Source organism: Paenibacillus amylolyticus (genome assembly GCF_047302515.1).
GTDB lineage: Bacteria > Bacillota > Bacilli > Paenibacillales > Paenibacillaceae > Paenibacillus > Paenibacillus amylolyticus_G.
The window spans coordinates 4,165,933-4,181,893 of the sequence record NZ_CP168019.1 but is presented as its reverse complement, the minus strand read 5'-3'; the positions used below and the strand labels follow the sequence as shown (position 1 = coordinate 4,181,893).

The following is a 15,961-nucleotide window of genomic DNA, read 5'->3' as shown; positions in this document are numbered from 1 at the left end:
TGAATACAGGAACGTTATGTGAAAGATTGTACAAATCAATTTTGAAGGAGAAAACAATGAAAAGTAATTATTGGGAAAATCTTTTGAATCCCCTAACCCTCAAAGGGAATCTGATAAAAACTTCGATGTTTATTACTGCATTTGAGCTATTAAAAGATAGAGTAATTAATCATCCCAAAACACTATTTTGTGATGATTTTGACTCGGAAGGATGGATAATAAATGAAAACTACCAAATCAAAATTCTATCAAGAAATAAGAGTCCTCTATATGCTTCGCTAGACTGGTTTGCAGAAATGGAAACAATCTCCGAGACGGATATAGAGATATTTAATAAACTTAAGCACTATAGAAACAAGCTAACTCATGAAATGACTGATATAATTTCACAAGGGATAGATGAAGAAGAATACTATAAATTGTTTTCAGATCTGATTAGTTTCTTTGAAAAGATTGATAAGTGGTGGATATTAAATTTTGAATTAGCGATTGATCCAGATATAGAGATGGAACATGTCGATGAGAATTCTGTACAGTCAGGCTCAGTTTTAATGCTGAAGGTTATGTTGGATATAGTCTTCTCAGACGAAGAAGAATCATGGAAATATTACAATGATTTTGTTAAGACATATGTAAATAGATAGCATAGTTTTGAAGGCACAATCCTTCACATAACATAGTATCTAAGCTGCGGGCGGTTCAGCCCTTGGTCTGCAAGATGTGAGTCGGGGAAGTGATTTCAGCAGACAACCCTGCGGGGCTTAGTCCGTCGGACTCGACGGAAGCGCCTTAAGCCTCTCAGGTTCATAGATACAAGAACGTTAGGCGAAACTTCTATAAATGGGAGAGATATTATGGAGAAAATTAATGAGCTGAAAAATATGATTCCAGAACAATTTAGGAGTAGCATTCGTAAAAATAAAGGCGATACAAGAAGCCATTCAATCGATAGGATGTTAAGAGTGTTAGAAAGTGAACATGCTTCATCGCACGAAAAAAAGTATGCTGAAAAACTTTTAGAGGTCATCTTAACAATAAAAAAAAGAAGTCCCGAATATTTTAAGAAAAAGTTGGGATTCAAGAGTTCTACAAACTAAAGACAATTATAATCAAGCAATAGGCACGCTAGGAGAATATAGATGTCGTTATATACTTGAAGAATCCCAATTCAAAGTTAACGAGATAATAGAGACTAATCATAAAAAGACACCGGATTTTGAGGTTACAGATTATACAGGTCAACAGTCATTTGTGGAGGTTATGACACCTCGAATGAATAGAGCAGCTCAGGAGAAGCTTGAACAGTTTTATAAACAAGACACTCCTCAACTACAACTGAAAAGTAAAAATGAACTGTCGATACAAGTAAGAACTGTGGCAGTTAATTACATACGTGAGAAGAAGAAAGATAGAATAATAGAATTATATAAAAGAATATTGAGTAACAAAGGAAAAGCTGGACAAGCCAATGAGGGAGCCATTAATATATTGTGGCTTAACTTTGAAGATAGTGATTTATCAGTTAGTAAAAATGATGTTTATCCTTGCTATTCGAGGCCCTTTAAAGACATATATCAAACAGGAAACTTTGGAATTTGGCAAATGCTTTATGGGAAAAAAGGAGATTAAATTTTTGATGATCTAGTTTGGCTCAGACATTATAAAGGCAGGAAAAGCGAAAAAAATTCTCAAAAGTGCGAAGGATATTTTAGACAATTCAAACAATGGACGGGCATAGTAATGATTTTTCATGACTGTCAGGTTTTTTATCAAAATCCGTGGTCTGACTTTGAAATACCAGTTAAAAGTAAACAATGGATAATGAGATTAAAAAGTTTTGACTTAAATGCAAGCTGGATTGACGAGACTAATGAATATTTGCTTGCAAGAGTAGAGGCAAAGAGAAACGAACTACAGCGTATTCATCAAATATTTGATGAATATTGAAAAGAAAAATTCACGTAGGAAGAAGAATAATTGAATGCTTCGGTCTTCTAGAATTACCTATCAAGGTAACTCTAGAAGACCGAAGCAACGCCTAACATAATATTCAAGCTGCGGCTCCTTTTTTGAGCCAGGGTCTGCTGGATAAAATTCGAAGGGGCAATTCGGCAGATAATCCTACGGGTTACCCTCTTGAACAAAAAGTAGCGTACTTATTAAGAGAAAATAACTGGGTTGTTTTTAGTTCAGTAGAGTATATTGTTCCTCCTGATCAACAACGAGAATTAGACATACTGTGTTACAAAATTATTAATCGTAGAAGAATAGAGTTAAGAATATCGTGTAAACAGTCAAGCGACAAACATTGGATCTTTTTCACTGAAAAAAATAGATATTTAAAGTTTGGCTCAGATTTGAAATTTACTCCAGTTCAAATGGATAACCACATCTATCATATTTTACCGAAAAAATTGAAGAATCTTTTTTTGTATCAATACGATAGGCACGTTACAAATTTCACAGCTTTTTCGGAGAAGAAACAGCATGAAGCACGATTGGTTATTAAGGACGGATTACTGTCAGCGATTAATAGTGTGCATCATCGAATCTTCCCAGCACAATTGATACACGATGAAAGAGGAACTATTTATTTTTTTATTACTTTGTTCAATGGTTTAATGTTTGAGTCTTATTACGATCCAGAAAGTGATAATAATATTGTTCAAGATATTGAATATACCCAGTGGAAGACAGATTATGAATCCAACGCTCGATTTGAAGAAATACTAAAATACGATGGGACGTATGCTCCACCATGAAGTATTACGAAATTTCTCTGAGCATTTTACAGTTGAAATAATGAAATGGGGCTTTTTTGAAAGCTATTTGAATCATATAGAAACCATTTTTACAGAACTTGATGAAGATACAATTAGTATTTTCGGTAAACCATTCGAGGACAAATATTTTCCAAGTCGCATTATAGGTAAACCACTTACAAGATGATTCGATGGAGACATTAACTTCCAATAACATAATATTCCCGCTGTGGACATTCGGCCTTGGTCCACAACATTCGTTGGACACCAGACATATGTCCGGTCAAAGGAAAGTTATATGCAACCTAAACGACTGAGAAGCAAAAGAAAAGTAAAAGCACTGTTAAAAGATAATAGATTATAAAATCAAGAAAGGAAATAACAGATCAATACTAGCATTCTGAATGTAGGAACGGAATAAAAATTCTAGAAACTAGAAAGGAAGAAGAAAATGAATTGTCCCAAATGCAACAAAAAACTGTCTTTACATACGGATTTCATTACAGAGGAAACATGTCCTCAATGTGGATTTTATTATTATATTGGAAATACATTAAGAATAATGTTTATTGCAAATTTAAAAGTTAACCAAAATGAAGACATATACTTTAGCAATGTGCATCAAAGAATCTATAATCCTTTTATAACTTCTTATACAGGCGAAGTAAAAAAAGGCGCAGAAATAGTTGTTAATAGGTATATCGAAGACTTTAAAGCATTAATTTCGGGATACGCTAAAGAAGATTTATACTTTATGGCTTTAGCATTGCGAGAAATTTCGACTTGGAACGTTTTTAGTGACAATGTCTGGGATTCTTCGCATTTGAGAAATATGAGTCATGTATTTGTTACACTAATAGAATTAACAGAAGAAAAATACTTTGGTGATTATATGATCACCAAAGAAGAAGATTTTATTAGTGTGTTAGTTACCTGTGAAGAATTATTCAAAATTTCTGATAACATAAAATTAAATGACTATTTTTCTTGGAATGTTACTTTGGAAGAAATGTTAAAAACAAAGATTGAGAATGATAGATTAGAATGGTTTCATGATATGTTCGAGTTTAAAGAACTCGTGAAACCTGAAGAAATTGAATTTGAAGAGAATACTAAATTAAATCTGTATCTTCAAAAAAGAAATCTAGAAATGAAAAAATTAAATGAAGATATAGGCAAAGAAATTGAAAAGCTTTACGGATTCGATTTTGAAAATTTGGATATTTTTAGAAATGAAATAATTGAAATTTCAACTAAGCATGAACAAATACATGCTATTTCACCTTCTGTAGATGGTCATTTTATGAAATGTTTCTTTATATTCGAAAATCAATTTACAGAAATGAGCCTTCCAATAAAAAAAGTACATAACATAATAAATTACTTTATATATGAATCAAAAGGAAATTCGAAGCAAAGATTATCTAGTCCTCACATGGATTACAAATTCATTTTCAAATACGAAAACTTTATTGCAATGGGTTTACTTGACTCAGCTAATAGTATAACAGTATTCAAAAACTTAGCCATGAGTGATCATTTCGTTCAAGAAATGTTTGGTAGCAAAGCAACAATGCCATTTAAAAAAGCGCAAGAAAAAATCTCTACATTAATTGCTTACAAAATTGCGTTACATTTTCATGATAAATATGATTATTATGTACCTTATATTGAAAAAGATATTCCTTATGTAAATGTAAAGATGTTTCAAGGAAATGGTGTTAGAAAAAAAATCGTAAATGAATTGAATCAGGACTTAGGGGATTTAGATGCAATAGTTATTAATAAGCTCAAAAAAGAAGTTATTATTTTTGAAATTAAATATTACAAGCCTGCTAGTGAATTAACTGAAATTTTAAAGAAAGATAAGAAAATCTTTGATGATATTGATAAAATCCAACGACGTGCAACATGGGTGAAGGAAAATATGAAGGATATTATTGCTGCATGGAATCTGCAAGATTGTGAATATATAGTTAAAACTTACTTGGTTACAGCCAGACCTAATTATTTTGGCAAACAAATTGAAACTGAGAACGCTAATATAAATTACTTCACACTTGATAGTATTTTAAACTCTTAATAAGGGTAATAAGGTGGATAATAAGTTGCCGGATTCCTATCGGCTCTTTTTAATTAAGGTGAAAAAATAAAAAAATAAAAAAATAAAAAGGTAGAGAAAGAATTGAATGAGGAAGTCAAATAAATCATTTAAAGCGAAAATCCTATTAGAAGATTGAATATGAATTTATAAATGTAATATCCGTACCTTTCAGGAAAAACTCTCGAAGCAATCGGCTCGCATTCGTATTCTCATTGGAACCGCGTTGCCAAGATGAACACGGATAGGCAAAATAAACGTTTAAGTCTTGGGTTGTTTCCACATTGGCGTAGCAAGCAAACTCTTTGCCACGGGTCAGTAGTAGCGGTGAGGAACGTCCCTTTAGGGTATTGTGAAATGGCTACACCCAGTGCAATTTCCATGGATAATACCGTCCGATCAGGCATCAAAATCACCGTGTACAGACGTGTCTTCCGTTCAACGAGCTTGGCTACGCATCTTTACTCTTTCCGCGGCCTGAAACCACGGTATCCAGTTCCCTTCTTAGAGGTGAATCCTTCCTATACGTCGAAATGATATAAGAATCGTCGAATAGGAAGAGGTGGATAAATGGAATTGCTGGTTGAATTTGAGTTTATTTCTGGTGATCAAGAGACTAGAGATTTTGTTGGGGAAGATGAACAGAGATTAGCCAAGCTTCTGACAGAATCCGACTGGTTTAACATTGATGGAAGACACATTAATATGAGAAATGTTAAGGCGTTCAGAGTTGTCTCAAAGAAGCAGAAAGCTGAAGAAGAAGCTAAAGAACAGGCGGAGCATGCTGACCATCTGAATAAAATATTAGGGTTGAGTTACTAAGCCTCCTTGAGGGGGCTTTTTTTTGCTTTCTGAAGCCGGATTTTGCGAAGTTGTTCCCTTTCTATTTTTCTTGATTCTTCACGTTGTAATTCTTTTTCTTTTTCTTGAATAACTATCCGAATAACGATTAAGTGACGATCCATTAGATTAACGTTGAGGGTTTTAATTGCCAAGTCAGCCATAAAATATGCAGCAACACCAACAACTATACTGCTAGTGGTAACAGCCACTACTACATTCTGATCAAATTTTATAGAATTTGAAATTATTGCATATGATGCAATGGTTAAACCGAAAATAGTAACCAAGGAAAGAATATAGTTCGACATTTGATTATTCTCAACATATCGCGGACTTTTTAATGTAATTTCCTTTTCGAGATTCTGTAAAGATTCTAAATTATATTGGCGATAATATCTGAAAAAATCTGAATTTACCTCAGATAATTCATATTCAGGTGTAAATGGAATTCCTTTCAAAAACCTCCTCGATGGTCTTCTCAATTTCAAATGAACCCATTTGAAATTTGAGATATCCACAAGTATAAAAAATAGAAAAACGATGATGGGTATAGAATAAAAAGTCAGTGATGTCATTGAAAAATCCTCTTTTCATCTTTTACCTTGTTATACGAAGAAAAAGTATCTATAGGTTCAGATTTTTCAGCCCGAATCCTTAGGGGGAATGCTTTTTTATTTTACATAAATCTGAGGGAACTGGTGTGATAGCGTTTATGGTAAAACAACAACAATTTGTTAAAGAATATTAACCTTAATGCCACGAAGGCAGCGTTTAGAGCAGGATACAGCCCAAAACTGCTTAAACAGTTGGGCAGCATATTTAAGTAATGTTAAGTTCAAGCAGCCAACCAGAAGGCTATGGACAAGCGAGTGGTCAAGGGCGAGATGACAGCCGATATGGTGTACGGATCAGGGAGAGTTTGGAGGCAGCGAATCTGAACGAACTGATTCATTTGAGACATATGATGTGCCGAAATTCTCATGGTATCGATCCGTAAGCTCTACAGCAGGGCTAAGATAATGTACTCAAGCATGAGCAGTCGAAGACTGGGCTTAAAATTGTGATGCACAACCAGGCAAAGACGATGGAGAACGTGGGGACCTACACTAATGATATAAATAAAGAGCTAGCGGCAGGTATTGATAAAGACAAAAATATTATTATACCAGCAGACAAGACTAACTCAATAGCATTGATGATGCAGTTTTATATGAATTGTAAAATGTACATTTTACAATCCTAAACTTCCCCAAGCAAATACCCCACAGAAACCTCCAAAGCCCTCGCAATCATCACGACCTCATAATCTTGAACGAGACGATATTGACCCTCCAAACGGGAAAGACTGGTCTGACTGATATCCAGCCCCAATGTTTGCAATCTAGCGAGAAATTCTCTTTGTTTAATTCCCTTACTCTTACGTATGGCAACCACCCGAGAGCCAATAATATTTTTGTCGCCAGGTGGTTCTTGTCTATGCTTCATTATGTACACCCCTCATTTCAACCAAATTGTATGAGAAATAATGGTTGTTTTAATGCGTATATCGAATTAAAATAAAATAAACCGATAATCGCATTAAAAATGACTGCTCATGTCTAGCATTAACAACACATGGCGCAGTTTAGACCCATCTGAGAGGTGGATGTATGAGCCGGTTGCTTGACTTATTGGAAGAAGAACGGCGCAAGCTTAATCAGCTTGGAGAGGCATCCTTGAAGCAAGCGATTCCGTTGTGGGACAATCCTGAGGTTCAGGAACAGAGCAGAAGGGTAGACGAACTGGTGGCACGAATTAGTGAAATGAAGGCTAGACATAACCGAGTTGTATGATGATGAGTGAGGTACATAATGCGTAGGAGGGGAGGAGAAGCTATGGATTTTCCACCGTGGATGCAACGAGCGATTCAGGCAAGGCTGGATGAGGTATCTGCTCTAATCGAACATGATTCTGAACTTAGTCGTGTACGTGGGGAAACAGACGAATCTTTCGAAGCTATGTTTGAAGGTGAGGATGTCGAGCAGACACCTGGATATGCTGAGTGGGAGAATCGTTACATTGTTAGCAAAGGAATAGAGAATGAACGGTTGTACATGCAAGGGCTGAGGGATGGGATTCAGCTGACAGTTTCCTTGCTGGGTCAGTCGATGCCGGAGGAGAACGATACGAAGGCTCAATCAAATAACGCGAACCCATGAGTCAGGGGAAGCGACCTCAATCTCTACTTAAAAAAACAGCCGAAGCGTGTAACTATCGCTTCGGCTGTTTTTTAATCTCTACTTTTCCCAAATCCAATTCTTACTTCGCACTTACCGACTTAAACCAATCATTCACTTCTTGCGTGATCTGATCTCCGCCATTGGATTTCCAGTTGGCGACGAATTGGTCAAAGGCATCAATTGGCAGTTTGCCGTAGATGATTTTGTTGAAGGTTTCCATCTCGGACTGGCGGAGCAGGTTCCATTTGGATACCATGGTTGGTGTTGCAGCGCCAGTGAAATAGTTTTGTTTACGAATGTCGATCTGGGACATCACGACTTTACCTGCATACCAGTTTTCCGGTTTACGGAATTCGGCCATTTGTTTCTCGTAAGGTGTTTCAGGCTTCTCGCCGTCAGCCAGCTTCACGAGTGTTTTCATGAACAGATCCGGGATACGGGCTGGCCCTGTCAGGAACGGGAACTCGTTGGAGAAGTCTTTGATCTTCTCTTTGTCACTGGTTGGTTTGCCGTCAACGATGTCCCAGTCGTAACCTTTGGCAAAGCCATATTCATACTCGCTGCCCGCAGCCGGATTAGCCAGGTTATCGAGCAAGTAGTTGTAGTACAAGAAGATTGCTTCTGGATGCTTGGCATCTTTGTTGATCATGATGCTGGCGTTGACACCAGAGTTCTGCCACTTTGTACCGATCTTGCCGTCTGGGCCAGCCGGAACAGGATAAGCTTTATATTTTGAGCCAGGTACGTTCTTGAGCAGGTCAGGTGCAGGCCAGTCTGGAACCCAGTTTGCGCCAGGCAGAATGCCCGCTTTGCCAGCCGTCCAGCTTTCAGCGGATTTACCTTCATCCCACAGGGCGGAGTCGGTATGGATATATCCTTTTTCCATCCATTCAGCCAGCTTGGCAAGGGCTTGTTTCGCACCCGGGTTAACGGAGCCGTACTCCAGATTGCCGTTTGCGTCTTTGTTCCATTGCTCCTCGATTGTGCCATATGCACCGAACAACCAGTCGAGTTGGCCCATCCAGGTGTTGGTGTTATTTTTCAGCGAGATCGCCAGTGGGAATACTTTGTCTGGAGACAGACCGTCCGGGTTCTCGTTTTTGAATTTGTCCATGATGTTCTCAAGGTCTGCGATGGTTTTCGGAGCTTCCAGGTTCAGCTTCTCCATCCAGTCCTCGCGGAGCCAGAGCAGTGTATCGTCGTTATCGGTGTACTCCATGATCGGCATGTTGTATTTCTTGCCGTCCTTCGTGAACGGATACCACAGTTCAGGATGTGCTGTTGCATGATCTTTCAGGGTCTGACTCGCGTACTTGTCGAACAACTCATCGATAGCGATGAATTGACCGGAGTCGATCAGTTGATTGGTCAGTACCGCATTGGTGGGTACGGTTACGAAATCAGGCAGCGTCTCGCCAGAAGCGATAGCCAGTTGAAGCTTTTGTCTGTATTGATCGTCATTGGCCGGATACCAGGTATCTTTATGCTTCATACCCAGCGTTTCGAGCATCCAGCGATCGTGCACGTTATTTTCTTTGGTATCTCCTTGCACGTATTTCTTCGGCATCAATACCGAACTGAACTCGATGGGTGGGTCATATTTTCCTTTGGCAAAAGCAGCTTCTGCTTCAGCTGAGCCGACAGTTCCCGGCGTATTATTACCATTGTCACTGCTTGTCTCGCCACTGCCGCACGCAGTGATCGTGATGAGCGCGATAACCATGAGCAGTGACCACCATGTTTTTTTGAATTTGATCATTGTTCAATCCCCCTACGGTGTATGATCTTTACAGTGTAACTGTACCAATTTGTGCGGGAGTGCATCTATATGAGTTTGTTAGTTTCGATAGGACTCTATTAGTGAATGTTCCAAAAGAACGTTCAAATAAAGTTCAAAAAATTCGGTTTTCAGTACCGAGAAGATGGGATAAAGCTAGAAATGGAGTAGCGGAGCGTAGGAAAACTACGTGAGCAACTACAATGTTTCCAAAGGAAATATACTTCGTAAGCCTCCCGCTTATTTCGGCTGAATTCCATATTCGATGCTGATGATGCCGTGAGGCATCCTTCGTAATCAAAAGCCGATTTTTTGAACAACCTCTAAAATGTTATTTATGCTGGTCTCGGTATTCCTGCGGCGTAACGCCAAACTGGCGTTTGAACACTTTGATAAAATAAGCCGGGTCCATATAACCAATCTCCATGCTGATTTCGTACACTTTTTTGGTGGTCGTGACCAGCTTGTGGCAGGCCCGATCCATGCGTAGGCGCGAGATATAATCACTGATGCCTTCGCCCGTTTCGATCTTATAAATCTTGGACAAATGGGTCGGGTGCAGATTAACATGGTCGGCTAGTACACGCAAAGACACATCCAGATGCAGGTTCTTATCTGTAAAATCCTGAATCTTCTTCACATACTCGGAACGGATGTCCTTGATCTCGTTGGACGTGCCTTCTTTGAGTTTGCCCAGCACACTGAGCGACCATTTCCGCAATTTGCTGATGGTAGCGAAAACTTCCCCACTTTGCAAACCCTCGACATCATCCCCCATTAAAGTGGTCAGAGTCAGCTTGTTCCGGTGGGCAATATTGGTGAATGAAGCCGTAATAAGAAAACCAGCCTCCATACAATGCTCCCAGGATTCCGACCATTTCTCATCCAGCTCTGCGCAGACCGCGCGTATTTTCTCTTCCGCTGCATCCCACTGTCCGCTCTCTAGCAAACTAATAAAGGTGGGCGGGGTGTACAGTACGTCCAAGGGACCTTGTGCCGCAGGTGTCTCGACATCGCTGACACGCATGACAAATTCGCGTTCATCGCCAACGATCTGCCGGAAGTAAGCGGAAGCCTGACGGAAGCGATCGTAGAGCTGATCCGGAAAGGTGAACCACTCGGTGATAACGATGGAGAGGGAGCCTTTCAGAAACTGTTTTACTTTGGATTGGAGCTGAATCGATAGCTTCTCCAGAATGGTTTCTTTGCCAATATCGCCTTTCCGATCTTTCAACTGAAGCAAAAACACCAGATATCCGTGCTCCTCCTTGACGCCCCACACTTCCATAAACTCACCCATAATCTCTTCCGCCATATTGATGATGGCATATTCGATCAGGGTCTGATCATTGCTGTCATAGTGTCCGAATTCTTCTTCCAGCCTTACGAGCATTATTGCGGCATCCCCGGTATGAAAGGGCAGAGCGTAATTGGCTAGCTTCCGATCCCATTCCGCAGCGGCGATTCGTTGTCCCTGTAAAGCCCCTAGGAGCAGTCGTCCCTGCAAATGGGGGAGATTCTCTCGCAACGTAAACTGCGTTCGTGTCAGTGAACTGACCATTTCCCATTCGTTGTTCAATTGATCGATGGCTTTCTGCACAGCGCCCATTAATTCCTCGTCTGTCGGGGGCTTGAGCAGATAGTCCACGGCCTCGAACTGGATGGCTTTTTTGGCGTAATCAAATTCGGAATACCCGGATAACAGAATACATTTTATTTTTTTGTCCCGGATGCGGATGCGTTCGATTAGTTCAATTCCTGTCATCTCAGGCATCTGAATGTCTGAGATCACGATATCGATGGGGTGAGTGTCGATCATTTGTAGTGCTTCGTGGGCCGAGTATGCTTTATGCACATGTTCGATCCCCAGTGTGTGCCAGGGCTTGGTCATGGACAGGTTATCGACCCAGTGTGCTTCATCGTCTACGATCATCATTTGCATGGTGTATTGTCTCCTTGTTGGTTGAACTAAGGCATATTTACACTTGCCACTCCGATGACAGAACAACCTTCCGATCGCTGTTCAAGCCCCATTTTCTGACTTAGATGATTATAAGGTTGAAATGGTGCTTGAAAGGCGAACACTTCGTTTCTTCAGGTTTTTTCTGTCCTCTGCGTTCACGTGTAAATGGTTCGTTCAAAATCAAATATCAACTTATCGTTAGTATCGCATCAGTTAGTATCGGTATTTCCTTTATCGGAATCCGTGTCCTCTTTTGGTATCTCCCAGATGATTTCGGTTCGGAATCCGCCTAGTGGGGATGGGCCGAATAGGAGGTAGGAGTGACTGCCGAACAGGTGCGTGATTCGTTGGTGCGTATTCCAAAGGCCGCAGCCCATTTCTTCTTGTAGTGGTTCCTGCATCTTCAAGTTCAGCGCTTCGTACTGTTCCGGGCTTAAGCCTGGACCATCGTCGTCGATGTATATTCTGCCAAAACCATTCAAGCGCTCCCCGGTAATTCGGATTTCCCCGGAAGAATAGGACTTCGCCACGCCGTGAATGACGGAATTCTCAACCATCGGCTGAAGCATTAATCGCGGCACCGACTGGCCAAGCATATCCTCAGGGATATCGATGTGATACTCAATGCGACCATTGCGCAGCTTCTGGATATCCAGATAGTTGATCAGCAGCTTGATCTCTTCTTGTAGCGACGACGTCTCCCGTTCCATACGGGTGGTGTAGCGATAATACGCACTTAGGTTATGCGCCATGGAGACGACAGCTTGCTCGTCCTTCATCTGAGCCATGTTGATGATATAACCAAGACAATTATATAGGAAATGCGGATTAATCTGCGCTTGTAATTGCTTCAGCGTAGCTTCCCTGGCTCTAATTTTCTCATGGAACACATTCTCGATCAGATCTTGAATCTGATGGGACATATCGTTGAATCGGCGGAACAGGAATGAGAACTCATTCTGGTTTTTGCTATACAGTCGGACAGAATAGTCCCCTTGTTCTACACGGCGTAAGCCTTTGATCAGTTTTTTGATCGGATATTGAACATTTCGGTACAGCAGGATTGAAGCAGAGATGCCCACCACCAGCAGCAAAATCATACAGGTGTAGAACAGATTTTGACTCAGCGAGATGGGTTTCAAAATCTGATACAGTGGAATCACGTCAACCAGATGCCAATCCAGATAAGTGGACTTCACGGAACTAACCAGATAGTTCTTACCGTTCAGCTCTACGACATCCTGTGTAGTATCTTCCGGAGAATGCGTGTCCAGATACTGAATGAGTTCTGCGGATAATTGCTTGTCCGCGCTGCGATTCAGAATGGGGGAATTTCCTTTGTGATACAAGAAAGGATCGCCTTGTCCGCCCGCTTTATACGTATCCAGCATATTTTGAATGTTCTCGTAGCTGAAGCTGGCTTCAATCACCAGGTTACTTCCCGTGAGCATCCCCGGCTGTGCCAATGAATCCGTATAGAACCAATAGAAGGAGTTCAGTTCGTCCTGTGATGCGGCACCCTGATCCCCATAGGTCCATCGTCCACTCATATTTTTTTTCAAATACGCCTCATCATACCCTGTCGTTTGATTGTAGTTAGCGATGACATCCTTATTCTGCTGTGAATGCACCGCATATCGGGTGGGCCATATATCCGTAACGCCGGTTTGCAGCATCATCTTCTCTTGTATCACATAACGGGTCTGCATCCGGTCATACCGATCATCCCACATATTGAGGCCGTTGAATGCTCTGACATTGGGATCTCGGGAGAGAATCAGGCTGAAATCCATCATCTGGTTGATACGGGAGTCGATCTGACTGGACAGAAACGTGAGCTGTTTTGTGTTGGAGATCTGCAGTTCTTTGCTGACGACATCATAGGTGACGTTATTCGAGTAGGTGTACATAATTAGAATGGGGATGAACAAGACCACAATTAACAAGTTTATTTTGGCAAAAAGACTGAATGGGGATCGGGTCTTACCTTGAAAAAACATGAAGCGCTTCCATATATGCATAAAAAGTCTCCTTCTAATTCGTGTGTAAACAACTTCTTCTAGGATGGCCCTAACAAAACACTATCAAGCCTAACAATGTTATATAGCAGACCTCAGTATGGCTTGATACTATTTATATCAGAGAACCCCATCACACACAAAAACTTTTTTTGGGAACAGGAGCAGTGCTATGGAGGCTAAATTGGAGGGTAAGCGTTTCCCGCAGGCAAACGTTGGGAACAAGCTGGAAAAAAAGAGAAAAAAACGCTATAAACAGCCATGGATTCTGCACTTCATGGTGTTGCCGGCGGCCATTATGGTCTTTATATTTTCATACATTCCGATGTCCGGGATTTTGATGGCATTTCAGGATTATAAACCTGCACTGGGATTTTTCAATTCCGAATGGGTAGGACTGAAGCACTTCAGGTACATGTGGGAAAATGATTATTTCCTGCAAATTACGTGGAACACGCTGTTCTTTGCCTGTACGAAGATCGTCATGAATCTGATCATTCCGTTTGTCTTCGCCTTATTGCTAAACGAGGTACGGAAGATGGCGCTGAAAAGAACGATTCAAACGCTCGTGTATCTACCACACTTTCTGTCATGGGTAACGTTATCCGGTATCCTGATCGATATTCTGGCCCAGACGGGTATTGTCAATCAGTTCCTGGTCTCGGTATTCGGTATCAAGCCGATCTTCTTCCTGGGGGATGGCAGCTGGTTCCGATTCACGATTATTGCGAGTGATGTCTGGAAAGAGTTTGGATTCAACACGATCATCTTCCTTGCGGCATTGTCCGGCATTAACCCGGCACTTTATGAAGCGGCTGAGGTGGACGGCGCAGGACGCTGGAAGCAAACGATGTATATTACCATCCCGGCTCTTATTCCGATTGGGATCGTCATTGCAACCTTGGCACTGGGGAATGTGCTTAACGCCAACTTTGACCAGATCTTTAACTTATATAGTCCGTTGATTTACCAACAAGGAGATATTATCGATACGTTTGTGTACAGAGAAGGTCTGCTTAGTGGACAGTTCAGTTTCGCTACCGCTGTGAATCTGTTCAAATCGGTCATCAGCCTGATCCTGATTGTGATCTCGTACCGACTGGCTTACCGATTCGCCGGATACCGAATTTTCTAGAGAGGAGGACGAACAAATGTATCATAAAACGATGCCTTACCGCATATTTAGCATATTCAACAATGTATTTCTGACCATTCTTTCACTGCTCTGCTTGCTGCCTTTGTATCACTTGCTCATGGTATCTCTTAGCGCATCTGCACCTGCGAATGCTGGTCTCGTCACGTTCTGGCCGATTGGATTTACACTGGAGGCGTATGCGAAAACATTTGCCAATACCAACTTCCTCTCCTCCTTATGGGTATCCGTGGAGCGGACGGTACTGGGTACAGGACTTGCGTTAATCGTTAATACGATTGCAGCCTATGCGCTCTCCAAGGAGACGCGGGTGTTCCGTGCACGTAACATCTATCTGTGGTATTTTGTCATCACGATGTTGTTCAGCGGTGGCCTCATTCCGGGGTATATCCTGATTCTGAAGCTGGGACTGATGAACACATTGCTGGCTTTGATCTTGCCAGGATTGGTTGCGGTGTTCAACATCATTCTGTTGCTGAATTTCTTCCGTACCGTTCCAAAGGATCTGGAGGAAGCTGCATTTATCGATGGCGCAGGACATTTCCAGACGTTTATCAAAATCTATCTGCCGGTCTCCGTACCTGTTATTGCAACGGTTTCGCTCTTCATGATGGTTGGGCATTGGAACGCATACTTTGACGGGATCATCTACATCCGTGATGCGGAAAAACTGCCACTCGCGACATTCATGCAGACGATCATCGTGCAGGCTGACATGTCGAAGCTTGATCCGGAAGCAGTTGCGAACCTGTCCCAACGGACCATTCGGGCTTCGCAGATCTTTATCAGCGCACTGCCGATCCTGCTGGTGTATCCATTCCTGCAACGTTATTTTGTAACGGGGATCGTAGTTGGTGCTGTTAAGGAGTAGGGAACGTAAATGTAAACATGTGTTGCTCAACTTAAAGGAATGTATTATGAAAAGGGAGTCACTGAACTGGGGAAGGCCAGGGAGGTGGCTTCTTTTTGTATTATAGTTGTATATAATATGTCTGAACATAATGTGATATATCCCCAATTAAAGTATAATATGAATGCACTTTATAGGACTAATGTTAAGTACGTCAATAGGTTCCTAATTGGGAACTCTATGCCATTTATTTTACTGATAAACTCGTGCGACTT

18 protein-coding genes and 1 pseudogene are annotated in these 15,961 nt (G+C 41.0%); 13 read left to right on the top strand and 6 right to left on the bottom strand.

All coding sequences use genetic code 11. From position 1 onward, the window contains the following. Positions 1-56: 56 nt before the first annotated feature. From ACDJ59_RS18185 to ACDJ59_RS18155, 7 genes are all read left to right on the top strand, one after another. Positions 57-644 (top strand): hypothetical protein, encoded by a 588-nt coding sequence (locus ACDJ59_RS18185; protein ID WP_282318915.1) that lies wholly within the window; start codon positions 57-59, stop codon positions 642-644. 210 nt (positions 645-854) lie between these two features. After that, positions 855-1,097, top strand: coding sequence for a hypothetical protein (locus tag ACDJ59_RS18180; RefSeq protein ID WP_413404684.1), 243 nt, complete (start codon positions 855-857; stop codon positions 1,095-1,097). A 175-nt stretch (positions 1,098-1,272) separates the two neighbouring features. Further along, positions 1,273-1,629 carry a hypothetical protein gene (locus ACDJ59_RS18175; RefSeq protein ID WP_413404682.1) on the top strand — a complete coding sequence of 119 codons (357 nt, stop codon included), beginning with the start codon at positions 1,273-1,275 and terminating at the stop codon, positions 1,627-1,629. Positions 1,630-1,740: 111 nt separating this feature from the next. Next, complete coding sequence (locus ACDJ59_RS18170; RefSeq protein WP_413404680.1) at positions 1,741-1,947, top strand: hypothetical protein; 207 nt, start codon at positions 1,741-1,743, stop codon at positions 1,945-1,947. 122 nt (positions 1,948-2,069) lie between these two features. Further along, positions 2,070-2,762, top strand: coding sequence for a nuclease-related domain-containing protein (locus ACDJ59_RS18165; RefSeq protein WP_413404679.1), 693 nt, complete (start codon positions 2,070-2,072; stop codon positions 2,760-2,762). Continuing rightward, entirely contained in the window at positions 2,740-2,949 is a 210-nt protein-coding gene (locus ACDJ59_RS18160) for a hypothetical protein (RefSeq protein ID WP_413404677.1), read from the top strand. The genes ACDJ59_RS18165 and ACDJ59_RS18160 overlap by 23 nt, the downstream gene beginning before the upstream one ends. A gap of 375 nt (positions 2,950-3,324) precedes the next feature. Beyond that, positions 3,325-4,845: a hypothetical protein gene (locus ACDJ59_RS18155; protein ID WP_413404676.1), complete on the top strand. Its 1,521-nt coding sequence runs from the start codon at positions 3,325-3,327 to the stop codon at positions 4,843-4,845. Between the two features lie 175 nt (positions 4,846-5,020). Here the strand turns inward: ACDJ59_RS18155 and ACDJ59_RS18150 are convergent. Next, positions 5,021-5,362 (bottom strand): annotated as a pseudogene (locus ACDJ59_RS18150) (IS30 family transposase); the annotation flags it as partial. 71 nt (positions 5,363-5,433) lie between these two features. Here ACDJ59_RS18150 and ACDJ59_RS18145 point away from each other — a divergent pair. Next, on the top strand, positions 5,434-5,685 hold the full coding sequence (locus tag ACDJ59_RS18145) for a hypothetical protein (protein ID WP_282318911.1): 252 nt from the start codon (positions 5,434-5,436) through the stop codon (positions 5,683-5,685). On the opposite strand, the gene ACDJ59_RS18140 is transcribed toward ACDJ59_RS18145, so the two are convergent. Next, positions 5,682-6,164, bottom strand: a complete 483-nt coding sequence (locus ACDJ59_RS18140) for a hypothetical protein (protein WP_413404674.1) — start codon at positions 6,162-6,164, stop codon at positions 5,682-5,684. The two genes, ACDJ59_RS18145 and ACDJ59_RS18140, sit on opposite strands and share 4 nt — an antisense overlap. Before the next feature lie 368 nt (positions 6,165-6,532). On the opposite strand from ACDJ59_RS18140, the gene ACDJ59_RS18135 reads away from it, so the two are divergent. Beyond that, the gene (locus ACDJ59_RS18135) at positions 6,533-6,703 is read left to right on the top strand and encodes a hypothetical protein (protein ID WP_282318909.1); all 171 of its coding nucleotides are present in this window, start codon (positions 6,533-6,535) and stop codon (positions 6,701-6,703) included. A gap of 242 nt (positions 6,704-6,945) precedes the next feature. Here the strand turns inward: ACDJ59_RS18135 and ACDJ59_RS18130 are convergent, their stop codons facing one another. Continuing rightward, positions 6,946-7,191 (bottom strand): helix-turn-helix domain-containing protein, encoded by a 246-nt coding sequence (locus tag ACDJ59_RS18130; protein ID WP_282318908.1) that lies wholly within the window; start codon positions 7,189-7,191, stop codon positions 6,946-6,948. 164 nt (positions 7,192-7,355) lie between these two features. Here ACDJ59_RS18130 and ACDJ59_RS18125 point away from each other — a divergent pair, with 164 nt between their 5' ends. Together ACDJ59_RS18125 and ACDJ59_RS18120 are read left to right on the top strand one after the other, a co-directional pair. Next, entirely contained in the window at positions 7,356-7,538 is a 183-nt protein-coding gene (locus ACDJ59_RS18125; protein ID WP_413404671.1) for an aspartyl-phosphate phosphatase Spo0E family protein, read from the top strand. A gap of 42 nt (positions 7,539-7,580) precedes the next feature. Beyond that, complete coding sequence (locus ACDJ59_RS18120) at positions 7,581-7,904, top strand: hypothetical protein (RefSeq protein ID WP_413404669.1); 324 nt, start codon at positions 7,581-7,583, stop codon at positions 7,902-7,904. 100 nt (positions 7,905-8,004) lie between these two features. Here ACDJ59_RS18120 and ACDJ59_RS18115 read toward each other — a convergent pair whose 3' ends face one another. From ACDJ59_RS18115 to ACDJ59_RS18105, 3 genes are all read right to left on the bottom strand, one after another. Then, complete coding sequence (locus ACDJ59_RS18115) at positions 8,005-9,684, bottom strand: ABC transporter substrate-binding protein (protein ID WP_413404667.1); 1,680 nt, start codon at positions 9,682-9,684, stop codon at positions 8,005-8,007. A gap of 349 nt (positions 9,685-10,033) precedes the next feature. Beyond that, positions 10,034-11,644, bottom strand: a complete 1,611-nt coding sequence (locus ACDJ59_RS18110; RefSeq protein ID WP_413404665.1) for a response regulator transcription factor — start codon at positions 11,642-11,644, stop codon at positions 10,034-10,036. A 230-nt stretch (positions 11,645-11,874) separates the two neighbouring features. After that, entirely contained in the window at positions 11,875-13,686 is a 1,812-nt protein-coding gene (locus tag ACDJ59_RS18105) for a sensor histidine kinase (protein WP_413404663.1), read from the bottom strand. Positions 13,687-13,960: 274 nt separating this feature from the next. Between ACDJ59_RS18105 and ACDJ59_RS18100 the strand changes: the two genes are divergently transcribed. Beyond that, on the top strand, positions 13,961-14,818 hold the full coding sequence (locus tag ACDJ59_RS18100) for an ABC transporter permease (RefSeq protein ID WP_179086446.1): 858 nt from the start codon (positions 13,961-13,963) through the stop codon (positions 14,816-14,818). Between the two features lie 16 nt (positions 14,819-14,834). Continuing rightward, positions 14,835-15,707 carry a carbohydrate ABC transporter permease gene (locus ACDJ59_RS18095; RefSeq protein WP_340016235.1) on the top strand — a complete coding sequence of 291 codons (873 nt, stop codon included), beginning with the start codon at positions 14,835-14,837 and terminating at the stop codon, positions 15,705-15,707. Positions 15,708-15,961 lie beyond the last annotated feature (254 nt).